The sequence below is a fragment of the Rugamonas aquatica genome, assembly GCF_009380215.1.
GTDB lineage: Bacteria > Pseudomonadota > Gammaproteobacteria > Burkholderiales > Burkholderiaceae_D > Rugamonas > Rugamonas aquatica_B.
In genome coordinates, this window is record NZ_WHUG01000001.1 from 258747 (window position 1) to 277902 (window position 19156).

21 protein-coding genes are annotated in these 19156 nt (G+C 59.9%); 2 read left to right on the forward strand and 19 right to left on the reverse strand.

What is annotated here, in order from left to right; translation table 11 throughout:
* Window positions 1–15 precede the first annotated feature (15 nt).
* The 5 genes from GEV02_RS01180 to GEV02_RS01200 all read right to left on the reverse strand — a co-directional run bounded on the left by GEV02_RS01180 (window position 16) and on the right by GEV02_RS01200 (window position 4276).
* A complete protein-coding gene (locus GEV02_RS01180; RefSeq protein ID WP_152836125.1) occupies window positions 16–408 on the reverse strand; it encodes a nuclear transport factor 2 family protein in 393 nt (130 codons plus the stop codon).
* 78 nt (window positions 409–486) lie between these two features.
* Window positions 487–1119 (reverse strand): PEP-CTERM sorting domain-containing protein, encoded by a 633-nt coding sequence (locus tag GEV02_RS01185; protein ID WP_152836126.1) that lies wholly within the window; start codon window positions 1117–1119, stop codon window positions 487–489.
* Window positions 1120–1215: 96 nt separating this feature from the next.
* Window positions 1216–1683, reverse strand: coding sequence for a response regulator (locus tag GEV02_RS01190; RefSeq protein ID WP_008449070.1), 468 nt, complete (start codon window positions 1681–1683; stop codon window positions 1216–1218).
* Window positions 1680–3512, reverse strand: a complete 1833-nt coding sequence (locus GEV02_RS01195) for a hybrid sensor histidine kinase/response regulator (RefSeq protein WP_152836127.1) — start codon at window positions 3510–3512, stop codon at window positions 1680–1682. The genes GEV02_RS01190 and GEV02_RS01195 overlap by 4 nt, the downstream gene beginning before the upstream one ends.
* Window positions 3509–4276 (reverse strand): helix-turn-helix transcriptional regulator, encoded by a 768-nt coding sequence (locus GEV02_RS01200; RefSeq protein WP_152836128.1) that lies wholly within the window; start codon window positions 4274–4276, stop codon window positions 3509–3511. The genes GEV02_RS01195 and GEV02_RS01200 overlap by 4 nt, the downstream gene beginning before the upstream one ends.
* 148 nt (window positions 4277–4424) lie before the next feature.
* On the opposite strand from GEV02_RS01200, the gene GEV02_RS01205 reads away from it, so the two are divergent.
* Complete coding sequence (locus GEV02_RS01205) at window positions 4425–4922, forward strand: SgcJ/EcaC family oxidoreductase (RefSeq protein WP_152836129.1); 498 nt, start codon at window positions 4425–4427, stop codon at window positions 4920–4922.
* 15 nt (window positions 4923–4937) lie between these two features.
* Here the strand turns inward: GEV02_RS01205 and GEV02_RS01210 are convergent, their stop codons facing one another.
* From GEV02_RS01210 to tssK, 14 genes are all read right to left on the reverse strand, one after another.
* Window positions 4938–5420 carry a hypothetical protein gene (locus tag GEV02_RS01210; protein ID WP_152836130.1) on the reverse strand — a complete coding sequence of 161 codons (483 nt, stop codon included), beginning with the start codon at window positions 5418–5420 and terminating at the stop codon, window positions 4938–4940.
* Complete coding sequence (locus tag GEV02_RS01215) at window positions 5417–5959, reverse strand: hypothetical protein (RefSeq protein ID WP_152836131.1); 543 nt, start codon at window positions 5957–5959, stop codon at window positions 5417–5419. The genes GEV02_RS01210 and GEV02_RS01215 overlap by 4 nt, the downstream gene beginning before the upstream one ends.
* Window positions 5960–6063: 104 nt before the next feature.
* Entirely contained in the window at window positions 6064–6891 is an 828-nt protein-coding gene (locus GEV02_RS01220) for a hypothetical protein (RefSeq protein WP_152836132.1), read from the reverse strand.
* A 62-nt stretch (window positions 6892–6953) separates the two neighbouring features.
* The gene (locus GEV02_RS01225; protein ID WP_152836133.1) at window positions 6954–7805 is read right to left on the reverse strand and encodes a hypothetical protein; all 852 of its coding nucleotides are present in this window, start codon (window positions 7803–7805) and stop codon (window positions 6954–6956) included.
* Window positions 7806–7901: 96 nt separating this feature from the next.
* Window positions 7902–8618, reverse strand: coding sequence for a hypothetical protein (locus GEV02_RS01230; RefSeq protein WP_152836134.1), 717 nt, complete (start codon window positions 8616–8618; stop codon window positions 7902–7904).
* A 40-nt stretch (window positions 8619–8658) separates the two neighbouring features.
* Window positions 8659–9447: a hypothetical protein gene (locus GEV02_RS01235; RefSeq protein ID WP_152836135.1), complete on the reverse strand. Its 789-nt coding sequence runs from the start codon at window positions 9445–9447 to the stop codon at window positions 8659–8661.
* Between the two features lie 26 nt (window positions 9448–9473).
* On the reverse strand, window positions 9474–9905 hold the full coding sequence (locus GEV02_RS01240) for a hypothetical protein (protein ID WP_152836136.1): 432 nt from the start codon (window positions 9903–9905) through the stop codon (window positions 9474–9476).
* Window positions 9906–10032: 127 nt separating this feature from the next.
* On the reverse strand, window positions 10033–10956 hold the full coding sequence (locus tag GEV02_RS01245; protein ID WP_152836137.1) for a hypothetical protein: 924 nt from the start codon (window positions 10954–10956) through the stop codon (window positions 10033–10035).
* On the reverse strand, window positions 10953–11798 hold the full coding sequence (locus GEV02_RS01250) for a hypothetical protein (RefSeq protein ID WP_152836138.1): 846 nt from the start codon (window positions 11796–11798) through the stop codon (window positions 10953–10955). The genes GEV02_RS01245 and GEV02_RS01250 overlap by 4 nt, the downstream gene beginning before the upstream one ends.
* 74 nt (window positions 11799–11872) lie before the next feature.
* Window positions 11873–12412: a hypothetical protein gene (locus GEV02_RS01255; protein ID WP_152836139.1), complete on the reverse strand. Its 540-nt coding sequence runs from the start codon at window positions 12410–12412 to the stop codon at window positions 11873–11875.
* Between the two features lie 124 nt (window positions 12413–12536).
* The gene (locus GEV02_RS01260; protein WP_152836140.1) at window positions 12537–13370 is read right to left on the reverse strand and encodes a hypothetical protein; all 834 of its coding nucleotides are present in this window, start codon (window positions 13368–13370) and stop codon (window positions 12537–12539) included.
* Between the two features lie 3 nt (window positions 13371–13373).
* Window positions 13374–16160, reverse strand: a complete 2787-nt coding sequence (locus GEV02_RS01265; RefSeq protein ID WP_152836141.1) for a type VI secretion system Vgr family protein — start codon at window positions 16158–16160, stop codon at window positions 13374–13376.
* On the reverse strand, window positions 16160–16924 hold the full coding sequence (icmH, locus tag GEV02_RS01270; protein WP_152836142.1) for a type IVB secretion system protein IcmH/DotU: 765 nt from the start codon (window positions 16922–16924) through the stop codon (window positions 16160–16162). The genes GEV02_RS01265 and icmH overlap by 1 nt, the downstream gene beginning before the upstream one ends.
* A gap of 14 nt (window positions 16925–16938) precedes the next feature.
* Entirely contained in the window at window positions 16939–18285 is a 1347-nt protein-coding gene (gene tssK / locus GEV02_RS01275; protein ID WP_152836143.1) for a type VI secretion system baseplate subunit TssK, read from the reverse strand.
* 267 nt (window positions 18286–18552) lie between these two features.
* Here tssK and GEV02_RS01280 point away from each other — a divergent pair, with 267 nt between their 5' ends.
* Window positions 18553–19155, forward strand: a complete 603-nt coding sequence (locus GEV02_RS01280; protein ID WP_152836144.1) for a tetratricopeptide repeat protein — start codon at window positions 18553–18555, stop codon at window positions 19153–19155.
* The last annotated feature ends 1 nt before the right edge of the window (window position 19156 follow it).

Genomic DNA, 19156 nt, shown 5'->3' on the forward strand with positions numbered 1-19156 from the left:
AAGTCTTCGGTGGCGTCAGGACGGCTGGCCGTGGAAGGCCTTGTTGGCGATCTTCCAGCCGTCGGCGGTTTTCAGCAGCACGAAATAATCGATGAAGGTGGTGGCGCCGTGCACCAGCGTGATGCGGGCGCTGGCCGCGCTGCCATGGACTTCGACCCAGTCGACCGTGCGGCGGCGCTGCGCCTCGTCGGCGGCCGGCGTGCCTTTGAAGCGCTCGCAGTACGTCGCCAACGGCCACGAGGTGAACACCCCTTCGCGCATCGATTCGATGTGGGCCGTCGGCAGGAAAGCCTGGCGCATGAAGTCGGCGTTGTCCTGGGCATGGCCCTGGAAATAATTCTGTATCGGTTGCAGCGCCGCCAGTTGCTCGGCGTTGAAGCGCGGTTGCGCGGCTTGGGCGTTATCCATAGGGTGTCTCCAGGTTGAGAGGGCATCCTACGTGACGCCGGCGCGGCTGTGGCAGGGCCGCGCCGATAGCATCTATACTCAGGCGGCGATATCGCCACCCGCACGCGCGCGGCGGCGGGCGACCACGCCCAGCAAGCCCAGGCCGGCGGCCAGCATGCCGTAGGTGGCCGGCTCCGGCACGGCGCTGACCTTGATGTTGGCGTCCGGCGCGAAGTCTGCCAGGCGGCCCAGGCCGTTTACCCGGCTGTCGATCGACCACACGGTCCAGGTGTAATCCTTGAACGCCAGGCCTTTCGACGGCAGCAGCGAAGCCGAGACGGTGGAGTAGATTTCATTGCCGACGATGTGGGTGTTCAACACATTGGCGCCGGCGTTGCCGGTACCGTCGGAACGCAAGGTCACGGTCGAATTGAAGGTCACGCCCGGCAGGCCGACGGAGGCGAAGGGCGCGTTGCTGGAGCCGCCCACATCCAGCCCGAACACGTAGGCGGCCCCGGCCACACCGGCGATCGGCCCGGCGGCGGTGGTGCGGAAGATGAACTCGTTGGTGGCGGCGTTGTAGCCGACATCGGCCGACAGCACGTCGAATGCGGCGGTGTGGCTGCCGGTGTAGACCGCGAGGAAGTCGCCGGCCGGGTCGGCAACGGCGTGGGCGTTGGCGGCGGCAGCGATGCCGGCCAGGGTGATAGCCTTCAGTAGCAGTTTTTTCATGTCAGTTGTCCGTTCTGGGTTATGGGAGGCGAGCCTGGGCGCGCGAACCGTGTATTCCAGACAACTGGCAAAAGGTTTCGAAAAATTAAAATATTTTCAGCGGCGGCTGCGGTAGCTTTGCGGCGCCAGGTCTTCCTTGGGTGCCAGCGCCTGCAGGCGCTTGTACAGCACCCGGGTTTCCAGCAGGTTCCACACGCGCAGCATGGCTTCCAGCGTATCGAAAGGCTTGGTCAGGAAATCTTTCGCGCCCAGGGCCAGCGAGCGGCGCTTGGCCTCGGCGGTGGCGTCGGCCGTGATGACCAGCACCGGCCGGAAATCGTAGGGATCGCCGCGCCGCTTGAGCCGCTCCAGCACCGCGTAGCCGTCCAGGTCCGGCATCATCAGGTCCAGCACGATCAGGTCGGGGTCGAAGGCGGTGTACAGGTCGAGCGCGGTCCGGGCGTCGGTGGTGCCGACCACGTGAGTCAAGCCTTCGCCGATGAACAGGTCTTCCAGCAGCCGCAGATTGGCGGGCTGGTCGTCGATGATGAGGATGCGGGAGGCTAGGACTTCGTTTTCCATCATGGTGTTTGCTCCATCAGGTCCAGCAGGGCGAAGAAGGCGGGGACGTTGAGCGGCTTGGACAGCTGGCCTGCCGGCGCGTCGGCCGTGCCGCCCAGCACCACCGTCTTGCGGGCGCAGGCGCGCAGTTCGGCGTCTTCCAGGCCTGCGGCCGCCAACAGCAGGTCCGGCTGACGCAGGCGGGCCAGCGCCAGGCCGCCCGCCGCATCGACAGCGGTGGACAGACGCCAGTGCGGCCGCCGTTGCATCAGCGTGGCGATCAGCGTGCGGGTGGCGGCATCGTCGTCGATGCAGACCAGGCTGTGGGTGGTGGCGATGGCTGGTGCGGGCGCCGCTTCGACCGGCGCGGCGCTGGCGATGGCGGCGGCTTCGGGCGCGGTCGCGGCAGGCAATGTCAGCGTGAAGCGGGTGACGGCGCCGGCTTGATGGCGGATGTCGCCGTGCATGGCTTGCATCAGGCTCTTCGATACCGCCAGCCCCAGTCCTGCGCCTTCGGTCTTGCCGCGTTCGATGCCCAGGCGGTCGAACGGCGTGAACAACCGATCCTGCATGGCGGCGGGGATGCCGGGGCCGCTGTCGTCGATGTGGATGGCGATGACGCTGCCTTCCTGCGTGCAGCTGACGCTGACGGTGCCACCGGCGGCGCCATACTTGATGCCGTTGGAGACCACGTTGAGCAGTACTTGCCGCAGGCGCTGGCGATCTGCCATCACGGCCAGCGCGGTATGGTCATGCCGCAGCGTGACCGAGCGCTGCTGCGCCACCGGCAGCATCAGCGCCAGTGCCTCGGCCACCAGCGGCGCCAGCGCCACCGGCGTGCGATCCAGCGTCAGCTTGCCGGCCTCGATGCGGCCGATGTCCAGCACTTCGTCGATCAGCGACAGCAGGTGCTGGCCGGCCAGGCGGATCTGCACCGCATGCTCGTGGTCGCGCGGTTCGCTGAGTCCGCTCTCCAGCAGTTGCGCGTAGCCGAGGATGGCGTTCAGCGGCGTGCGCAGCTCGTGGCTGGTGCGCGCCAGGAATTCGGTCTTGGCCTGGCTGGCCGCCTGCGCCGCCGTGGCGCGGCCGGCCAGCAGCACGCTGGCCTGGTGCAGACGGTCGGCCAACTGGCCCAGTTCATCGGTGGTGGCCAGCGTCGGCTTGAGCGGCAGATCGCTGTTCAGGCGTTCGGCGTTTTCGGCGGCCAACCGCACACGGCGCACCAGGCCGAAGGTGAAGGTCAGCGTCGCCAGCGCGCCGGTCAGGCCGGCAGCGATGACGGCGATGGTCATCCACAGGTTGCGGTTGGACGCCTGCTGCAAGGCCAGCGTGCGCTTGGCAACCAGTTCCGTTTCATGCACATTCATGGCGCCGATTTCCGCGCGCAACTGGTCGAGCACTTGCTTGCTGGCCAGCAGATGCTGTTGCAGTTCGACGCTGCTGGCATGGCGCTGGCCGCGCAATTCTTCCAGGCTGTCGAGCTTGCTCTGCAACAGCGGTCGCACGCGATCGAGGCGGCTGCGTTGTTCGGGATCGTTCACCGTTTCCTGCAGCCGGGCCATGGTGGCGGGCAGCTGCCGGGTGGCGATGCGGTACGGCGCGAGGAAATCGTCGCGGCCGGTCAGCAGGTAGCCGCGTACGCCGGTGGCCGCTTCGGCGATCTGCGTGTGCAGGCGCTGGATGTCCGCCTGGACCTGCATGGTGCGCAGCATGTCGGCGGTAGCGGCGGCGGTGCTGCGTTCCAGCGTGTAGCTGGTGGCGGCCGATCCCAGCAGCAGCGCCAGCGAGGCCGCGATGATGACGCCGCCCTTGACGCCCAGCGACCAGTGGCGAGGATGGAGCAGGGCGTTCATGCGCCGAGTCCGAAATCGGCTGCGCGCACTGCGGCCTGGGTGCGGTCGTGCAGGTCCAGCTTGTGCAGGATGCGTTCGACGTGGACCTTGACCGTGCCGGCCGCGATGCCCAAGTGCTCGCCCATGGCGGCGTTGGTCCAGCCGCTGGGCAGCAGCGCGAACACTTCCAGCTCGCGTGGCGTCAGCAGTTTGAGCGCGGCGGCAGCGTCCGGCGCGGCCACACGCGGCGTTGCTTGCCGTGGAGTGGCCATGGCGGCGGCCAGCAGCGTGGCCAGCGTTTGCAGCGTGGTCAGGTCGTCGGCGCTGGGCGGCGGCGCAGGGTGGGCGCTGAGCAGGGCCAGCACGCCGCGATGTTTTCCATCCAGGCATAGCGGCACCAGGATTTCCAGCCCTGCCAGTTGCTCGCGGCCGATGCGCAGCGCGCTGACCACGTCGTGCCGCACCGTCGGCGGTTGCGGGCCGGGTTGCAGCGCTGTTTGCAGCGCCGCCGCGTGGCTGAGATGGGCGCCGACCGGCAGCGTCTGGCCCTGGCTGGCGCAGACTTGCAAGCCATCGTCGCGGCTGGTCATCAGCAGGCCGTCTTCTAGCGACAGGAAGGCCAGCGACTTGGCGAGGATGGTGGCCAGCGCGCCGGGACGCACGCCTTCGGCGGCCAGCACGCCGGCGGCGTCGGTCAGCAGACGCCAGCGGGCGACGCTGCTTTCGATCTGCCGGTAGCGGCTGCGCGCGGCGCGGGCGGTGGGGAGGGCGGTGTCAGTGGTCATGGCGGCATATGGTGGTTTCGGGGAATTATATGCCACTCGGCATATGCGACTACCCCCGAGCGGCAGATTTTTTGTGTTGGCGGCGGCGTGATACTGGTTTCATCGGCGGCCAATACCGCGCTCGCCTGATACTTCACTGGAGCTGATTATGAAACGTATCCTCATCACCCTGGCCCTGGCGGCTAGCAGTCTGGCGCAAGCCGACACGGCGCAGGCACCGAAAGTTTATGTGGAAGTGGCGGCCGCGCCGGCCAATGCCCGCGAGGCCGAGATCGCCGGTCTGTTCGACCGCTGGAACGCCGCGCTGGCCTCCGGCGATGCCGAGCAGGTGACGCGTCTGTACGCGCCGGATGGCGTGCTGGAGCCGACCGTGTCGAACGAGGTGCGCTCCACGCCGGCGGGCATCAAGGACTACTTCGTGAAGTTCCTGAAGATGCAGCCGGCCGGCACCATCAACTATCGCCAGATCCGCCTGCTGGGCGCGGATGCGGCGCTGGACACGGGCGTCTACACCTTCAAGCTGAACAAGGACGGCAAGCCGCAGCAGGTGCAGGCGCGTTACACCTATGTGTACAAGAAGGTCGATGGCGCCTGGAAGATCCTGAACCACCACTCGTCGGCGATGCCGGAAGCTGTGGCCAAGTAATCGGCCTGTGGCGCATCAGTCGCAAGCGTCGCTGATGGCGACGATGCGCCATTTGCCCTTGGTGTAGCGCAGCGTGCGGCCATTGACGCAGGCTTCGTTGGGCCAGTACTGGAGCACGATGTCGTTGCCTTCATCACGGAGCTCGGCATCCCGGGCCTCGCCTGCGCCGAGCAAGGTATCGATGAGTTGGGCGTCTACCTTGACGGTTGAAGTCTGGTCCTCGCTGCCGGTGTCGCTGTTGCTGACGGTGATTTTGGCCGGCATATGGCTGCGCAGATACGCTGAGTTGGCCGGTGTTCTGGCGCCGCATAGCAGCAACTCGGTCAAGCGCCAGACCTCGTCTGCAGCCGGCGATTTGGACAGTTGGGCGCGCAAGGCGGCCTTGTTTGAAGCCGTGCAGGCGTTGGGTTTGGACAGCTCGCCGGCGCTGTCGATCTGAGTGGCGGCATTAGCGGCCAGGGCGGACAGCAGCACGATAGTCGGGATAGCTCGTTTCATCGTTTCACCCGGCTTTCGGGCTTGACGGCAGCCTCTTTCTTCAACACCGATTCCACCGTCAAGTCCTTGCTGTTGGCGTAGAATTTTTGGCCGACCGGCTTGAGCAGGTAGAACGGACCATCGGGATAGGCAGGATCGTCGGTGGTCAGCTTGTACCAGTTGGCTTTGATGCCGGCCGGCGATTCGCTGACGGCCGCTTCGATCAGATAGACGTCACCGCCGCGCGCGGCCACGAAGCCGTCCACCATCGTTGTTTCGCCGTGGGAGACGTTGAACCAGGTGTCCTGCTGATCGTCCTGGGATTTCACGATGGGCACGTGTATCCAGTCGGCGCCGGGCTTGGCTTCGAAATAGAAGGTCATGCTGCGCTTGTAGCGCAAGACGTCGCTGACCGTGCCGGCGACCATGAGCAGCTTGCCTTTCAGGACGGGCCATTGATGCAGGCCTTGCTGGCTGGACGCGACGTCGGCGTGAGCGGCGGGCGCCAACGCCAGCGCGAGGGCCAGGGTGCAGTATGCGACCGCTGTTTGTATTTTCATTGATTTCATCGGAACGTAGTTCCGTCGGGTAGGTTGGTAGTAGAGCAGGTGGTCTGGACTCCCTGCCGCGTGCTCAATTGAAATGGAGGTTGTTGCATAAGGCTTTAGTTATTTTTAACCACTAACGGCAAGATGCCGCCTTCGCACATGTCGTCTTCCACGCCCTCTCCCTTTGGGGCGCTGAGATTGGTACAGAGCAGCCCTTTGACGCCCGACTTATCGGTGCTGCGCGTGTAGCTGTTGTGTAGGGTAGTGATTGATGGCGGACTGTCAGATGGCTGCACACCCTTCCAGTCAAAGCGATATCCATTCGAAATAATCTTCAGGGTAGGTTTAGGCTTTGCATCAGGCATGTGGGCATTTTTGTCCTGGACTGCGGCACGCCAGATTTCGCGCATGGTGGCCGTCTCGAAATCATATAAATAGTATTCGATCCCCATATGGTAGCGGCCAGGAGCTGTCTCTGTTTTCAGGCACGCCATGCGCAAGAGCGCGTGCGCGGCCGACGCCTCGACAACATCGATCACGTACTGCGGGCATATTGAATTCTTGCTGCCAAGTGGAGACGCGATCGAAAACACCTGTTGTCTACCTTGCTTGCTGAAGCTGAGATGGCCGAGTTTTGGATTGAGGCGCATTTCCAATCCAGCTGCTTTCACCACGGGCATTGATAAGTGCTTCGGGTTCGACGAATCAGAATACAGGCGTATCGATGTCCAACGTAACTGGTCGTCGTCGCCGTTACGGATTTTGTCCAAAACGAGCTCCCCCTCGCGGATTCTCTGTTCCTGAGGGTCTTCTCCTGTTGCGGTATTTCCGCACGGGCTGCTTGTACATTTGTGCCCGCTGACGGGCTTGGCCGGGCTTTGCGCGTAGGCTGGCGGAAGTGCGGCGCTGACGAACAACGGCAGGCAGAGCAGTATTTTTTTCATGGACTAAGGATTGTGTTGGCGGGCGAGAGCAGAAGCTTGTCATTGTGGTCGCATGATTATGTTCACTCCAAATTATAGACATTAGTACCTATCTTGCTAGTATTAATCTTTTCGAACTGAAGTCGAACATTTACATCTTCTCCTTCAAATGTATTCCACCACTCAAGGACTACCGTATCCGGCATGGCAGCAGTCAATTTCCGTATCTTTACTGAACAGCTTGCATTTGGGGCTAGCGAAATATTCTTGCAGTTTCCGGGAATTAGTTCATAGTCTTTATTTTGCTTAGATTCTCCGGTCCAACTTCCGAATTTATAATCAATAGCGCCAGTATTTTTAAGGGAGACTTCAACCTCAGCGGTGGTGGGCTGAAATAGCGAGAGCGCTGCGATCGCGAGCCCAGATGACCTCACCGGCACGAGCCAGGGAATAGCGAATGACCCGGTTATTGTTTCTTCGAATGAGAAACCCTGGCGATCAGAATCCGGTCCAGCGTTGTCACTGATTTTTAACTCAAATTCAGTCTTGAGTAGCCCCGGACCTGATTTTTTCGGGCTGATACCGAAAGATAAATCGTACTCGTTGGCGTTGCCACACTTCGAGGTGACTTGTGTTACCTTAACACACACACTCATCGAGCAATCGTTCTCGATAGTCCGAGTTTTCGGAGTCAGAATTAAATGATATTTTTCCTTTGAGAAAATAAATTCATTTTTCATCTGTGAAAATGGAATGTCCCCAGCGTCAAAATAGACACGATCAATTTGACTGCCATTCTCATTCAACAGTACGGTGTTTTTCTTGGCAGGAAGTCCCGCGCACAGGGTATCAACGCCCGCCGCAGAAGAGTTGACGTAAGTTGCGAAAAAGAATGCAACGAAAAGGCATAGATAGTGCTTTGTACGGGATTTCAATTTTTATTTCTTTGGAAAATTAGTCTGTGCGAGGCGCGTGCAAGATGATCGGCGATGAAGCGTCGAATATCAAGTGCGCACCGGGCTAAGTTGCGATTAGTTTTCTTCTAAATATATGACCGCATTATGGAAACTACGGGGATATCCATCTTTGATGCTTGAGACGGTCGGGCTTGCCTCAAACTGTAACCTGAACTTCCGGCCATTTTCTTGTCCCGTATACCAAAAAACGTTCACAATTTCCAAAGCTTCGTGCTGACGTTTCTCTGTAATAGCCTTTTCCAATAAAAATCTTTCAAAAAAAGATCTCGAAATTTTCATTTCAAAAAAGCCAAGAGGAAAATTTCTAGGGTGAACAGAAATGCCTGCGCTATTCCAGGGAGATGATGAATTGACGCGGCTGAATCCTATGGAAATAGAGCGAAACTTGAAATTGCCGACATCATAGGAGATCCTGGCCTTGATGGGCTTCTTAGGATCCTTGGGCCAGAAAAAATCCCCTTTTCCGAAAATAGCATCGTTTTCTTTCAAATCTCTCTTCTTGTCAATAATATCAAGCATGGAATTAAATAAATCCAATATGTATTTTTTCTGAGCTGCTGTGATGGAAACCGTAGCGGGGATGTCTTCTAGCTCTGAATTTTTATATAAATCTATAATTTCATTATTTGGCACGTGCTGCGCCCCTATATTCGCCGCGGCAACAGACAATGAACCAATGTCTTTCTCGCCAAAGTCGGCGGCCACAGACGCATAGTGCATTTGACATGTTGCGAGAAGAAAAGAAATTCTTGCTAAAAACATGACTTTCATTTTTCCGCTTTCCAAAAAACAGACGATATCGTCAGTGCGTTCACGTCTTTGTGGCCGATGCTTCGCTCATTCGTTTGACGAGAGTCCATCTGCACAGCCGATCTTCAAAAATCTCAGATGTTCCATATTGTTTCCCCGTCGTGTCGTCGATCAAGTTTTCACTACGTACCCAAGCGCGACAAGCGGGCGCCTCAGAAAATTCAACGCTTATATATTCTGCGCAACTGTTCTCGACGTCAGGCACATAGATACCGGCAATAGTAGGCTTATCACCAGTCAGAACAGTCATGGTTTGGTCAACTTGATAGGCGGGCCAATGTTCCGGCAAATCAAGTGGTCCTCGCAGCGCCTCCATATAGTCCCTCTCAAGTTCAAACAACTCCCAGTGAGCTCCCACGGTGGCCGCGATATTTCCTGACATGTTGGTTGCCGTAATCAGCAGTTTTCGATAGCGTGTGTCATCATCAGAGTTCATCCACCCGGACCAGAATTCTTGTTGCCCTTTAAAGTCGTTCATCGGGCCGTGACAATAGTTTAGGCCGTTGAGACTACCGCTGGACAATAAAATATATCCATCGCTAAGCTCTTGAAACGTATTGCGAAAGTTCGGCAAAACACGCTCCCCCCATACGACATCAGGTTGCTCTGGCAATGGCCGATTTCGATACTCCAAGGACAATCGAGCCATGTAGTTGTCAAGGCATTTTTCTATGTGCCTGATCATTTCTCCCCACACATCGCGCAGTTGTCCAAAATATGCGACGGAGATATAGCGTTCAATAAGAAAAATTTCTTGAGGGTTAAATTTCTCTGTCATCTCAATACTCAAGACGTGGTCCTGGCCCCGGCGCCCTTTCACTGCGGCGAGGACAAGGTGATATACAGCAGCAAGCGGCTGCCTCCGCCACAAACGAACCCCTGCACCGGGCTGCCGGACTGTTTCAATGTCGTGGCGTAGCGGCGGCAGTCACGCAGGCCGGACAGATCCGCCGTCGTATTCTTATGTTCCGCCAGCAAGCGGCGAAACGGATCGCTCAGCCATGGGCGCGCGGCTTCTGGAGCGATCAAGGAGGTGCCGGCGGTTTCCTTCTGCGATGCGAACCAGGCGCCGTCGGCAGGTTGTAACTCGGCGATCAGGGTGGTGAAGTCGGTAGGGCCGGGCACGCCGCCCTTGTATTCCGGCGTGCCAAAAATCTCCCAGCGGGCCGAGGTCGCCGGTATTTGAACATTGACCACTTCACGTAGTGCGGACAGCTTGTCCGATACGCTGGGGGTATGGTCTTCCATGGAGCAGCCTTCCAGAAGTAGTGCGCCAGCCGTAAGCCCGATCATCAGGGCCGATGTAAATAAGGATTTCATATCAAATTCCGACGATGCCGTGCGTCCTTCCGTCATGTTGCGAGATGACTCAGGGTTATTTGCGCGCTGGTAGCGGGAGGATCCGGGTAGGGTAGGGCTGATCTGGCGGAATGTCAGGAGTCGGCCCCTCGAATACCGCGCCGAGCTTATTGATGCAGAACTGTTCGGCAGCGCTCCAGCCGGCAAGATCTCTCGGGTCATTCAATACCCGCTCGTCAGGAAAATTGTAAAGCAGGGCATCTAGCGCAGCATATCGTACCGATTTCTCGCTTACATCGCGAACATAGCTTTTTAGCGATGAACGAAGGTAGCTACATACATGTAAAAGGCTGCGCCGTGTGCCGATCAGGCCAAGTGGTTCCAACTGCTTCGCTAATTCGGTACCGTCTTTGGCTGTCCCCACGTTGTAGAAGCGGTTAGGTGGCGCGGGCGGTGCGGACTTCTCGGCTTCAGTGGCGGCATTGATGAACTCCTCTTCAATTTCAGTATTGCCCAAGGCTGCTTGAACTATCCGGATAGCCGCGCGTCGTTCCGGTTCGTCGCGCCACTTAGGCTGCAGAGCCATTTTTTCGACAAATGGTCGCGCCTCCCGTGTCTTTGCTTTGGCGGCGATATTCAAGTAATCGCCTTTCATTTGCTGTAGCGAAGCTGCGTAGACGTCATTAAATGCCGCCAGATCTGTTGGCTTACAGCGGCTGAGCAAAATTGCCGCTGCACGGTCTGCGGCGGCATCGTCTTTGGCAAACCCGTTTACAGCCAGCGCCCGAATAATTGCGTGGTTGCGGATAATTTGAAACTTGTCCGGCGAGGGTGTGTCCATTTCCGAACCAAGCTTTTCCAGCAGAAGTACTATATTCTCGCGAACTTCCTCTGTGCCGGTGGTGAGCTCTTCGGTCAAGAGCTTGAGCGCAGCTTGCGACGGAACCATGGTCATGGATAGCACAGCAAAAAGCACCACTCGAATCATGTATAAGATCATGGCTGGATGCCGCACAGTTCGCCCTGAATCTGCTCCACGAATATCCAATCGCATGGGCGGGAGGTAAAGGCGTTACGCGCGACCAGGCTCGGCGCCAATTCGGCTTTTGTCGCACTATAGGCGAAGAACGGATCACGGGTCAGGCGCGGATCGTTTAAATGGTCCTGCACGAAGGCATGCATGCTGTCGTCGTTGACCCAAAGATCGATGGGGCCAACTGCCGCCCAAGCATCCAATCCCAAATCGTTGAAGGTGCTGCATTCTAAAAGTGGGCCAGCAGGCTTACCGATCCAGCAAAACTGGGGCGTGCCATGTGGGTCGTCTATCGGTAAATAGACTCCTGTGCGGGCCGGCACCATGCCGGTTCCTCCTGTGATGTCTGCGCGCAGCTGCAATGCAGGCGCTTGTGCCAAGGCCTCGGGAAATTTCTGGCATTCGCGCGCCAGGCTGAAATCGTCCCAACGGCCTGCTTGTTGCGTTTGATTCATCGTATCGTCGATGTTCCCAGCATAGGCGGATAGTTCCTCAAAGCGGCGGTCAAACTCGCTCTGCTCCTCCGGCGCTAAACCGAGCGACATTTCAGCCATGCCACGCCCGCACTGATAGGCGCCGGTGATCGAATAGGTCTGATATGCCCGTTTCACAATATCGCTGGCGACGGACAGTTCAAAGTCGGCCAGAAACTGCCAGCCGTTGCCGCACCATTTATTCGATGTGCCAGGCGCCGCCAGTGCGTGCAAGCGTTGCTGCAATCCCTTGAGATAGTCAAGCGACGCAAAATAGTAGAGCAGCGTGACCTGGACTTCCTGCCGCGTGCTCAATTGAAATGGAGGTTTTTGCATAAGGGGGGACTTCAGCCTCGCCGTCGCCACATGACCTGCTGACTGGAGTCGACATCGCTTTGCGTAGCAAGCCGCTACCTTATCAGCAGCGCTTGCAGCTTTGCCAGCCGATGAGGTTGCAACTTTGCGTGCGCAAGTCTGTCTTTCAAAATGATGGAATTTGCCGTTTCCGGCATACCAGGGGGGGCAATGATTTTTTCGATTTCTGCCTCTGCGCGCAAATCTTCTTGCCTTAAGGCGTACTGGTAACGATATCGTTGATTCTTCAGGCTGTTTGCTGCCAATGACTCTTCATAGGCCTTGCGCACTTTGGGATCTTTGATACTGGAAGGAGCAACGCCGGCGGGCAGCCCTGATTCCGGTGGCGGCTCCACGGTCAGTTCAGGAACCTCATCCGGATCAAAATCAGGAGCTATCTCCGCATCCAATGCGCCGAATATGGCAAGCAGCAGCGCCAATTTATCTTTGACTTGGGGCTGGCTGGTCAGCGGCGACGGGGTTACAAAATCGGGCAGCGCACTCGCTAACGAGATGGCCGACGAGAGTGCCTCGACATCGTGGGTGGTTCTGAAAATCTCTAATTGCTGGGTTGCTTTGTCATACTGCTGCGACATATTTTTCTCCACCTGAGAGTGATGATTTGGAGCCTGACGTGTCTGGCCTCCATGGGCCAAAGACGGACCTGCGAAGCCCAAAGCCGCTGCTATTATTACAGCATAGCGCATATTGCTTGCCTTCTTAGTAGGTAGAATTCGGGTCGTTAAGTTGGGCCGCGCCGGTTGCTCCCGCTTTGCTGACCGTCATATCCCCGGCGGCATTAATGGTAAAGCGCTGATGTACCGTAGCGAAGACTTTATCGGCCCCGCTGCGGACGCGGAATTTCCAGGGAATCGCCCAATCGAATGTGCCATTCGAATACGGAGTACCGAAATTGCAATGGCCTGATGAGGCAGTGTCCCTGCCGATAATCTTCGATCCTTTGCCTGCAACCAGCGGACCGACCCGCACCCATGTACCTGCACCGTGTGCGGCATGCCGTATGCCATCCAATGTGGTGCCAACAAAGTAGCCCGTCACCACGCCAGGACAATCATCCTCCGAAATCTCGATGAATTCAAATGACACTGTATCCGGTTCGAGGAAGATCTCCGCTTTAATGCCGACCGATGGAATGCCATTGGCATGGAATATACCCGTGCCCGGGGCACGTTCCATTTTCACGCTGGCCGGTTCGATGACAGTAAAAGTTACAGTACAGGTGCAGCCGCCTCCTGTGGCCTTGACGATCACGGAAGCCGCCCGATCGGGCGCTTCGAAGGTGACGGTTTGACCATTGGGGGAAGACAAGATCCCGTTCGATACTGTCCATGTGGCATTGCCGAGGCTATACGTCAACTTGATTTTCTCGCCAACACCCACCGTGGTGCGTGTGCGAGGGACTGGTTGCAGTGCAAAGGTCTCGACCGTGATCGTGGCAGCGGAACAAGGCGATGCTGCCACACTGGCGGGCGCGCGCGTCTTGTTCTCTTTTGGAGTAGTTGTGCTGCTGGCGATTGTTTTCCATTTGGTCATCTATCAGCCCCGTGCAATCTCTAGCGACAGCGCCTGTTGCGATGTGGTCGCAACGACGTGAGTAAAGCCCTCAGCGTCAGTTACCCCTTCCTCGTAGGTGCCGTCGGCCAGCTTGATACGATAGCGCTGGTTGGGAAGTGGCAGCCCCGTGGTTTCATCTTTCACGATAAACCCTTGATCGAATAATTTTAGCTGGGAGTCCGGTAGTGCTGCTGAAACAGCCGTTACATTGGCGGCAGCTTCGAAGACATGCTTCCCGCCTTTAACGGTGAAGTTACCAGGGCAGGCGAACGTAATGTCTCCGCCTTCCAAGGTAATCGACGACTGGCCTGCCTGCAGCACGATCTTTTGATTGGCCTTGATCTCGATGCTGTCGTTGACCGAGATGACGGTGATCGACTTGTCTGCCAGGATCTCCAACTGGTCGGTGTGTGCCTGCAGCGATACCGGCCCATTGCCGGCAATCGCCTGGATGCCGCCCGCGTGCGAGAAAAAGCTCGCCGCGTTGGCCGCCACCGACGATACCGTGTACCCGGCTGTCATGTGCACATCACCCTGCGTCACCCAATGCAGCTGCTGGCCGGCGAACAGCACGGTCGATGCCGGTGTGGCCCAGTTGATGCTGGACGGCGCATCCATCAGCACCAGCGGGGCGCCGAATTTCTCAACCGGCTTGGCCGCATCGAGATCGCGCGCGCCATCCTTGGCCTTGGCGGCCTGCTGGCCGTTGACGGCGCCCGCGTGCTTGCCTTTTTCCTTTGGATCGAGCTGCGAGATGAAATCCTTGTGCGCGTCGGCGGCGGGCTTGCTGGACAAGGCCTGCTGCTGCGTGGCCGCTTCACTGAGCTTATCCGCCAGTTCCTTCGACGCCTTCAATGAAGCCAGCGCCTCGGCCGCATCCATCTGTGTCGAGTTGACGCTGCTGCCTTGCGCAGTGCGCGCGCTGGTGGTCAGCAGCACGCCTTCTGCGCCACGCACGGTGGCCCAGGCATCGGTGCGCAGTTCGAAGCCGCTGCCGCGATAGGCGCCGCGCTGCGCCGCGCCTGGCGATTGCTGGACCAGGTAGCCCAGGTTCAGCTGCGTGGCGGCGCTGCTGGTGGCAAGCCGCGTACGCACCTGGCCCGGCGTATCGTCCAGCTGCCACTGGTTGTAGCCGCCGCCGTCGAAATTGTGGCTGTGGATGCCCGACAGCGTGCCCGCATGATTCGCACCCGAGTCCACGCCAGCCGAGAACGGCGGCATATCCGCGCCGGTGTAGAGTTGCGCCACCACCATGGGCCGGTCCATGTCGCCGTCGATGAAGTCGACCAGCACCTCGGTGCCGATGCGCGGCGTGAATTGCGAGCCCCAGTTCGGGCCGGCCAGCGCTTCCGCCACCCGCACCCAGGTGCTGGAGGTTTCATCGCCGGGCGCGTTGCCCTTGCTGTCGGTGTTGTGGCCCATGCCGCCGGCGTTGGCGCCTTGTCCGCGCTGCCAGCTGAACTGGATCTTGATCTGGTGATCGCGGTCGGTCGTGGCAACCGCGCCGGCCAGGCCGACAACCACCGCAGTCTGCGGCCCCAGTGCCGTGCTGGCGTGCGGCGCGGCGGTAGCGCGCGGCACCACGGCCACGCTGTCGCGCACGCAGCCGAAGCTGTTGCGGTATGTGCCGTTCTCGATGCCGCCGCCAACCAGAGAGGCCAGCGTCTTGATCTGCGCCTGGATGTTGTTGCGCGCCTCGTGGCGCACCCACAGCACCAGGAAGCGGTTGTCGCCATCGGCATAGCGCTCGTGCTGCGTCAGCTGGAAACCGTGGCCCGCGGCCAGGCGGCGCACGGCGCCTTTGCCTTCGAAGATTTTGTTGTCCAGCTCCAGCGCCTGCAGCATCAACTGGCTGTGTGGATCGGCGGCCACGCCGTTATCTGCGCCGCTGGCGATGCGTTCACCGCTGCCGTCGTACACGGCCAGCACCGGCAGTTCGCCCGCATCCAGGCTGGATGCCTGCTCGGCCGACGGCGCCAGCAACTGCGCCGGATCCCAGCTGCTGATGCTGATGGCGTTGGCCTGCACCTGGCGCCGCGCGGAGAAGTGGTCGATGGCGTCGTCGGTGTCGGTGGCGCGCACGCCGTGGAAGCGGATTTCGGCGTTGCCCGGCGTATCCGGTGCGCGCGCCTTGCTGTCGAAGATGACCAGCTTGTGCTTGGCCTGACCGTCTTTGCTTTCATCCTCCGCCTGGTCATGCTCGAAACGCCAGCTCAGGCCTTCGGAGGCTAGCAGGCGCGTGAAGAATTCCAGGTCGCTCTCGCGATACTGCGTGCAGATGGCGCGCGGCTCCAGCGTTTGCGTGACATCGAATTCGAAACGCAGTTGCGGATAATCGGCCAGCAGTTCGGTGACGATGTCCTGCGCATTCTTGTCCTGAAAAATATAACTGTCCCGGCGCAGCCGCAGCAGCGACAGTGCGGGTTCCAGGTGCAGGCGGTAGCGCGCCACGCCGCCATCTGCGCCCAGCCACGCGGCTTCGGTGCAGATGCCGTGCCAGGCGCGCTGGCTGCCGTCCGGTTGCAGCAGCGTTACCGTCAGTTCTTCGCCGATGAAGATCGTCAGATCCAGATCGGTCGATACGCTCAGCGCGTCGACATCGAACGCATACAGTTCATTGACGCCTTCGCGGCCGCTGAAGTGTTCGGCCATCAGCGATTCGGGCAAGCCCGAGTCCTGCGCGCTGGCCAGCGTGAGCAGGCGGGCGTGCTGGCTCAGGCCCGTGCCGAACAGGCCAAGCGCCGAGGGAAGTAGTGACGGCAGATCCATTACGGTAGCGTGATTGTCAGGTTGGCGGCGCGCGGGGCCAGTTTGACCACGTCGTTATACGCGTTCATGCGGCTCTCGGCATTGTGGTCCAGCGAGGTGCGCAGGCCGATGTAGCCCAGCACGCAGATCAAGCCGAACACGGAGCACAGCACCCACACCGGCAGGTCGCTGCGCAGCTTGTGCTTGATCTGGTCCGGCCGCTCGGCGTGCGGCGCGAAGCCGCCGCGCTTGCCCTTCATGTGGGCGATCTCGTCGCCCAGGCGCGAGGTCAGGTAGTTCAGTTTCTCCGAGCCTTCGAGGATGTACTTGCCCTGGAAGCCGAGCAGCAAGCACATATGGAACACCTCCAGCGCCTGCAGGTGGGCGCTGCCGCGCGCGCGCAGGTTCTCCAGGCGGTTGTAGAAATTCTCGCCGGCCAGCTGGTCGCCGAACAGCACCAGTTGCAGCGGGCGGCGTTCCCACGCGTCGCGGATGCTGAAGTTGGAACGCAGGATGATCTCGTCCACGGCGGCGCAGAACGCATATTTCGCGTTGTCGACATCGTCCGGCGAGGCGTTCTGCTTCTTGGCGCCGCGACCGAAATCGTCGAGGAAGGCCGCCATCTTGCGGGCGAACTCGCCGTCGTCCTGCGGGCCGTTGCCGTTCTTGAGCATGAACAGGGCGTAGAAGCCGTCGTACATCAGATCGAGCAGCGTTTGCGGTGCGCTGGCGGCGCTGGGCGGGGCGCCAGCGCCCATCAGGGAAGGTGCGGTAACGGTATTCATGGTTGGTCCTCAGTTCAGGAAGTAACGGCCACCAGGTCCAGCTTCAGGTCGTGGATGCCGCCGGGGACGTAGATGGAAATCGATTGGGCTTGCAGCATGCGCTCATACATCTGGCCCTTGGCTTCAAGCGCGAAGTAGCAGGCGTCCGGGCGCACCGGCACGGCGGCCGGCACCTGCGGCGAGTGCGACAGGCGCACACCCGGCATGGCCGACAGCACGAATTTTTCGACGTCGTCCGGCGCGCCGATCTTGAAGCGCAGCGGCACGATGTCCACCAACTCGCTGGCCGGCAGATCGGCCGAGACGGCGATGTAGAAGGTGGTCTTGTCGTCGATCTTCTGCGAGTCCAGCATGCCGTGGTGGTACGAAGGCTTGACTTCCTTGAGCGCGATGGCGAAGTACTTGGACGAGATCACGGTGTCGAGCAGCTCGCGGATGATCTGGTGCAGCGTGGCGAAGGCCGGGCCGGGATCGTTGTGCTGGTAAGGCGGCAGGTCGGCCAGGGTCCAGCTTTTCGAGAAGGTCATCAAGGCGCCGGCCAGCGACAGCAGCTGTTCGTACAGCCGTTCCGGGTGCAGCGCCGGATGGTGGAAGTAGTGCGACAGCGAGGCGAAGGCCGAACTGGCGGTGTGCAGCAGCCAGAAGGACGACATGTCGCCGGAGCGGAATTCGATCACGTGTTTGCTCGGCTCGCGGTGGTGGCCGTACAGCGCGCTGACCTTGGCCTGCAGCGCGTCGATCAGGCGGCGCAGCTGCAGGAACAGCAGCGGCGAGCTGCGGATCGACAGGCTGGGCGCGACGAAGGTTGCATCCAGTTCGAAGCCGCCGGTGGCCGCGCGGCGCAGGCGCAGCAGCGGGAAGTGGGTGTACGAATCGCGCGGTTCGAATTCCGATACGAGGCGCACGGTTTTCTTCAGATAGCTCAGCTGCGCCGATGCCGCCTGCGTGTACAGGTCCGGCGTGTCGCGGTTCGATTGCAGGAAGCGCACCGCATTGCCATTGGCGCCGCTGGCGCCGTCGCCGAAATTGCCGCCGAACGGCTTGAACGCGGGCAGGGCGGCGTAGAACGTCACGCTCTGCTGCGATTGCAGCATCTGGCTCAGGTCCACGGTGTCCGGCAGTTCATCGTCGCCGGGGGCGCTGTACAGCTCACCGTCCTGGAAGCGCAGCGACAGTTCCAGCACGCGCAGCGTGTTGTTGGCCAGCGCGTCGCGGTCGATCTGGATCTGGTTCACGCCCCAGGCGTAGGGATGCAGCGCCTGCATGCTGTGATGCAGCCGCTGCTCGTGGTACTGGTCCTGCTGCTGGAAGTGCTGCGGGCGCAGGAACAAGCCTTCACCCCATAAAATTTTGCTGCTCATGCGTGCGTCCTTGTGAGTGTGGCGCATTGATGCCATTTGTTAAGTAGCAGAACAATAACATTCCTTGCGCAATTGCCGCGCCCGCTTGGTTTCTATCGTGCGCGCGCTTAAAAAATAGGCAACAAGACCTCTGGAGTACCAAAAAGTTCCCCTCGCACACAAAAAATTCAATTGAACGCGGTCAATAATAAATTTCTGATAACGTGGCGCCTGTTGGAAACAATTAGTGATTAAGCATTCTTTTTTGATATTTAGTTTGAGGACAGCATGAATACCGTTATCTCCCTCGGCCGCATCGGCCGTTTCATTGGCGCCGCTGTCTGCGCCGCATCGCTCAGCGCCTGCGTGACCGCGCCTATCGCCCAGAAACCAGCCATGCCCAGCATGGAAGATATGATGGCCAAGGCCAGCCAGGTCAGCGGCTCCGGCCAGAAGGAACAAGCCATCACGCTGTGGAAAGAGGCCGCGGTCGCCTACCCGGCGGACAAGGCGCCATGGACGAATATCGCGCAGACCCGCTACGAAGCCGGCCAATACGGCGACGCCATCGTCAGTGCGCAGGAAATCCTGGTGCGTGATCCTAACGACCGCCTGGCCAACAGCATCATCGCCATCAGCGGCCTGCGCCTGTCGACGCGCGCGCTGTCGGACCTGAGCCGCCAGAACAATCTGTCCGGATCGCTGCGCACCGAATCGCAGGATCTGGCCAAGCTGCTGCGCGAAAGCCTGGGCGAGACCGTGCTGGTGCCGCCGCAGCCTGCGCAAGCCGTCGTGCCGGCGCGTAACAACGCCACCGCCGCCAAGACCAAAAAAGGCAAGGCCAAGGCCGACGACGATTCGAGCGCGAATCCATTCAACGCCCTGAAGTAAG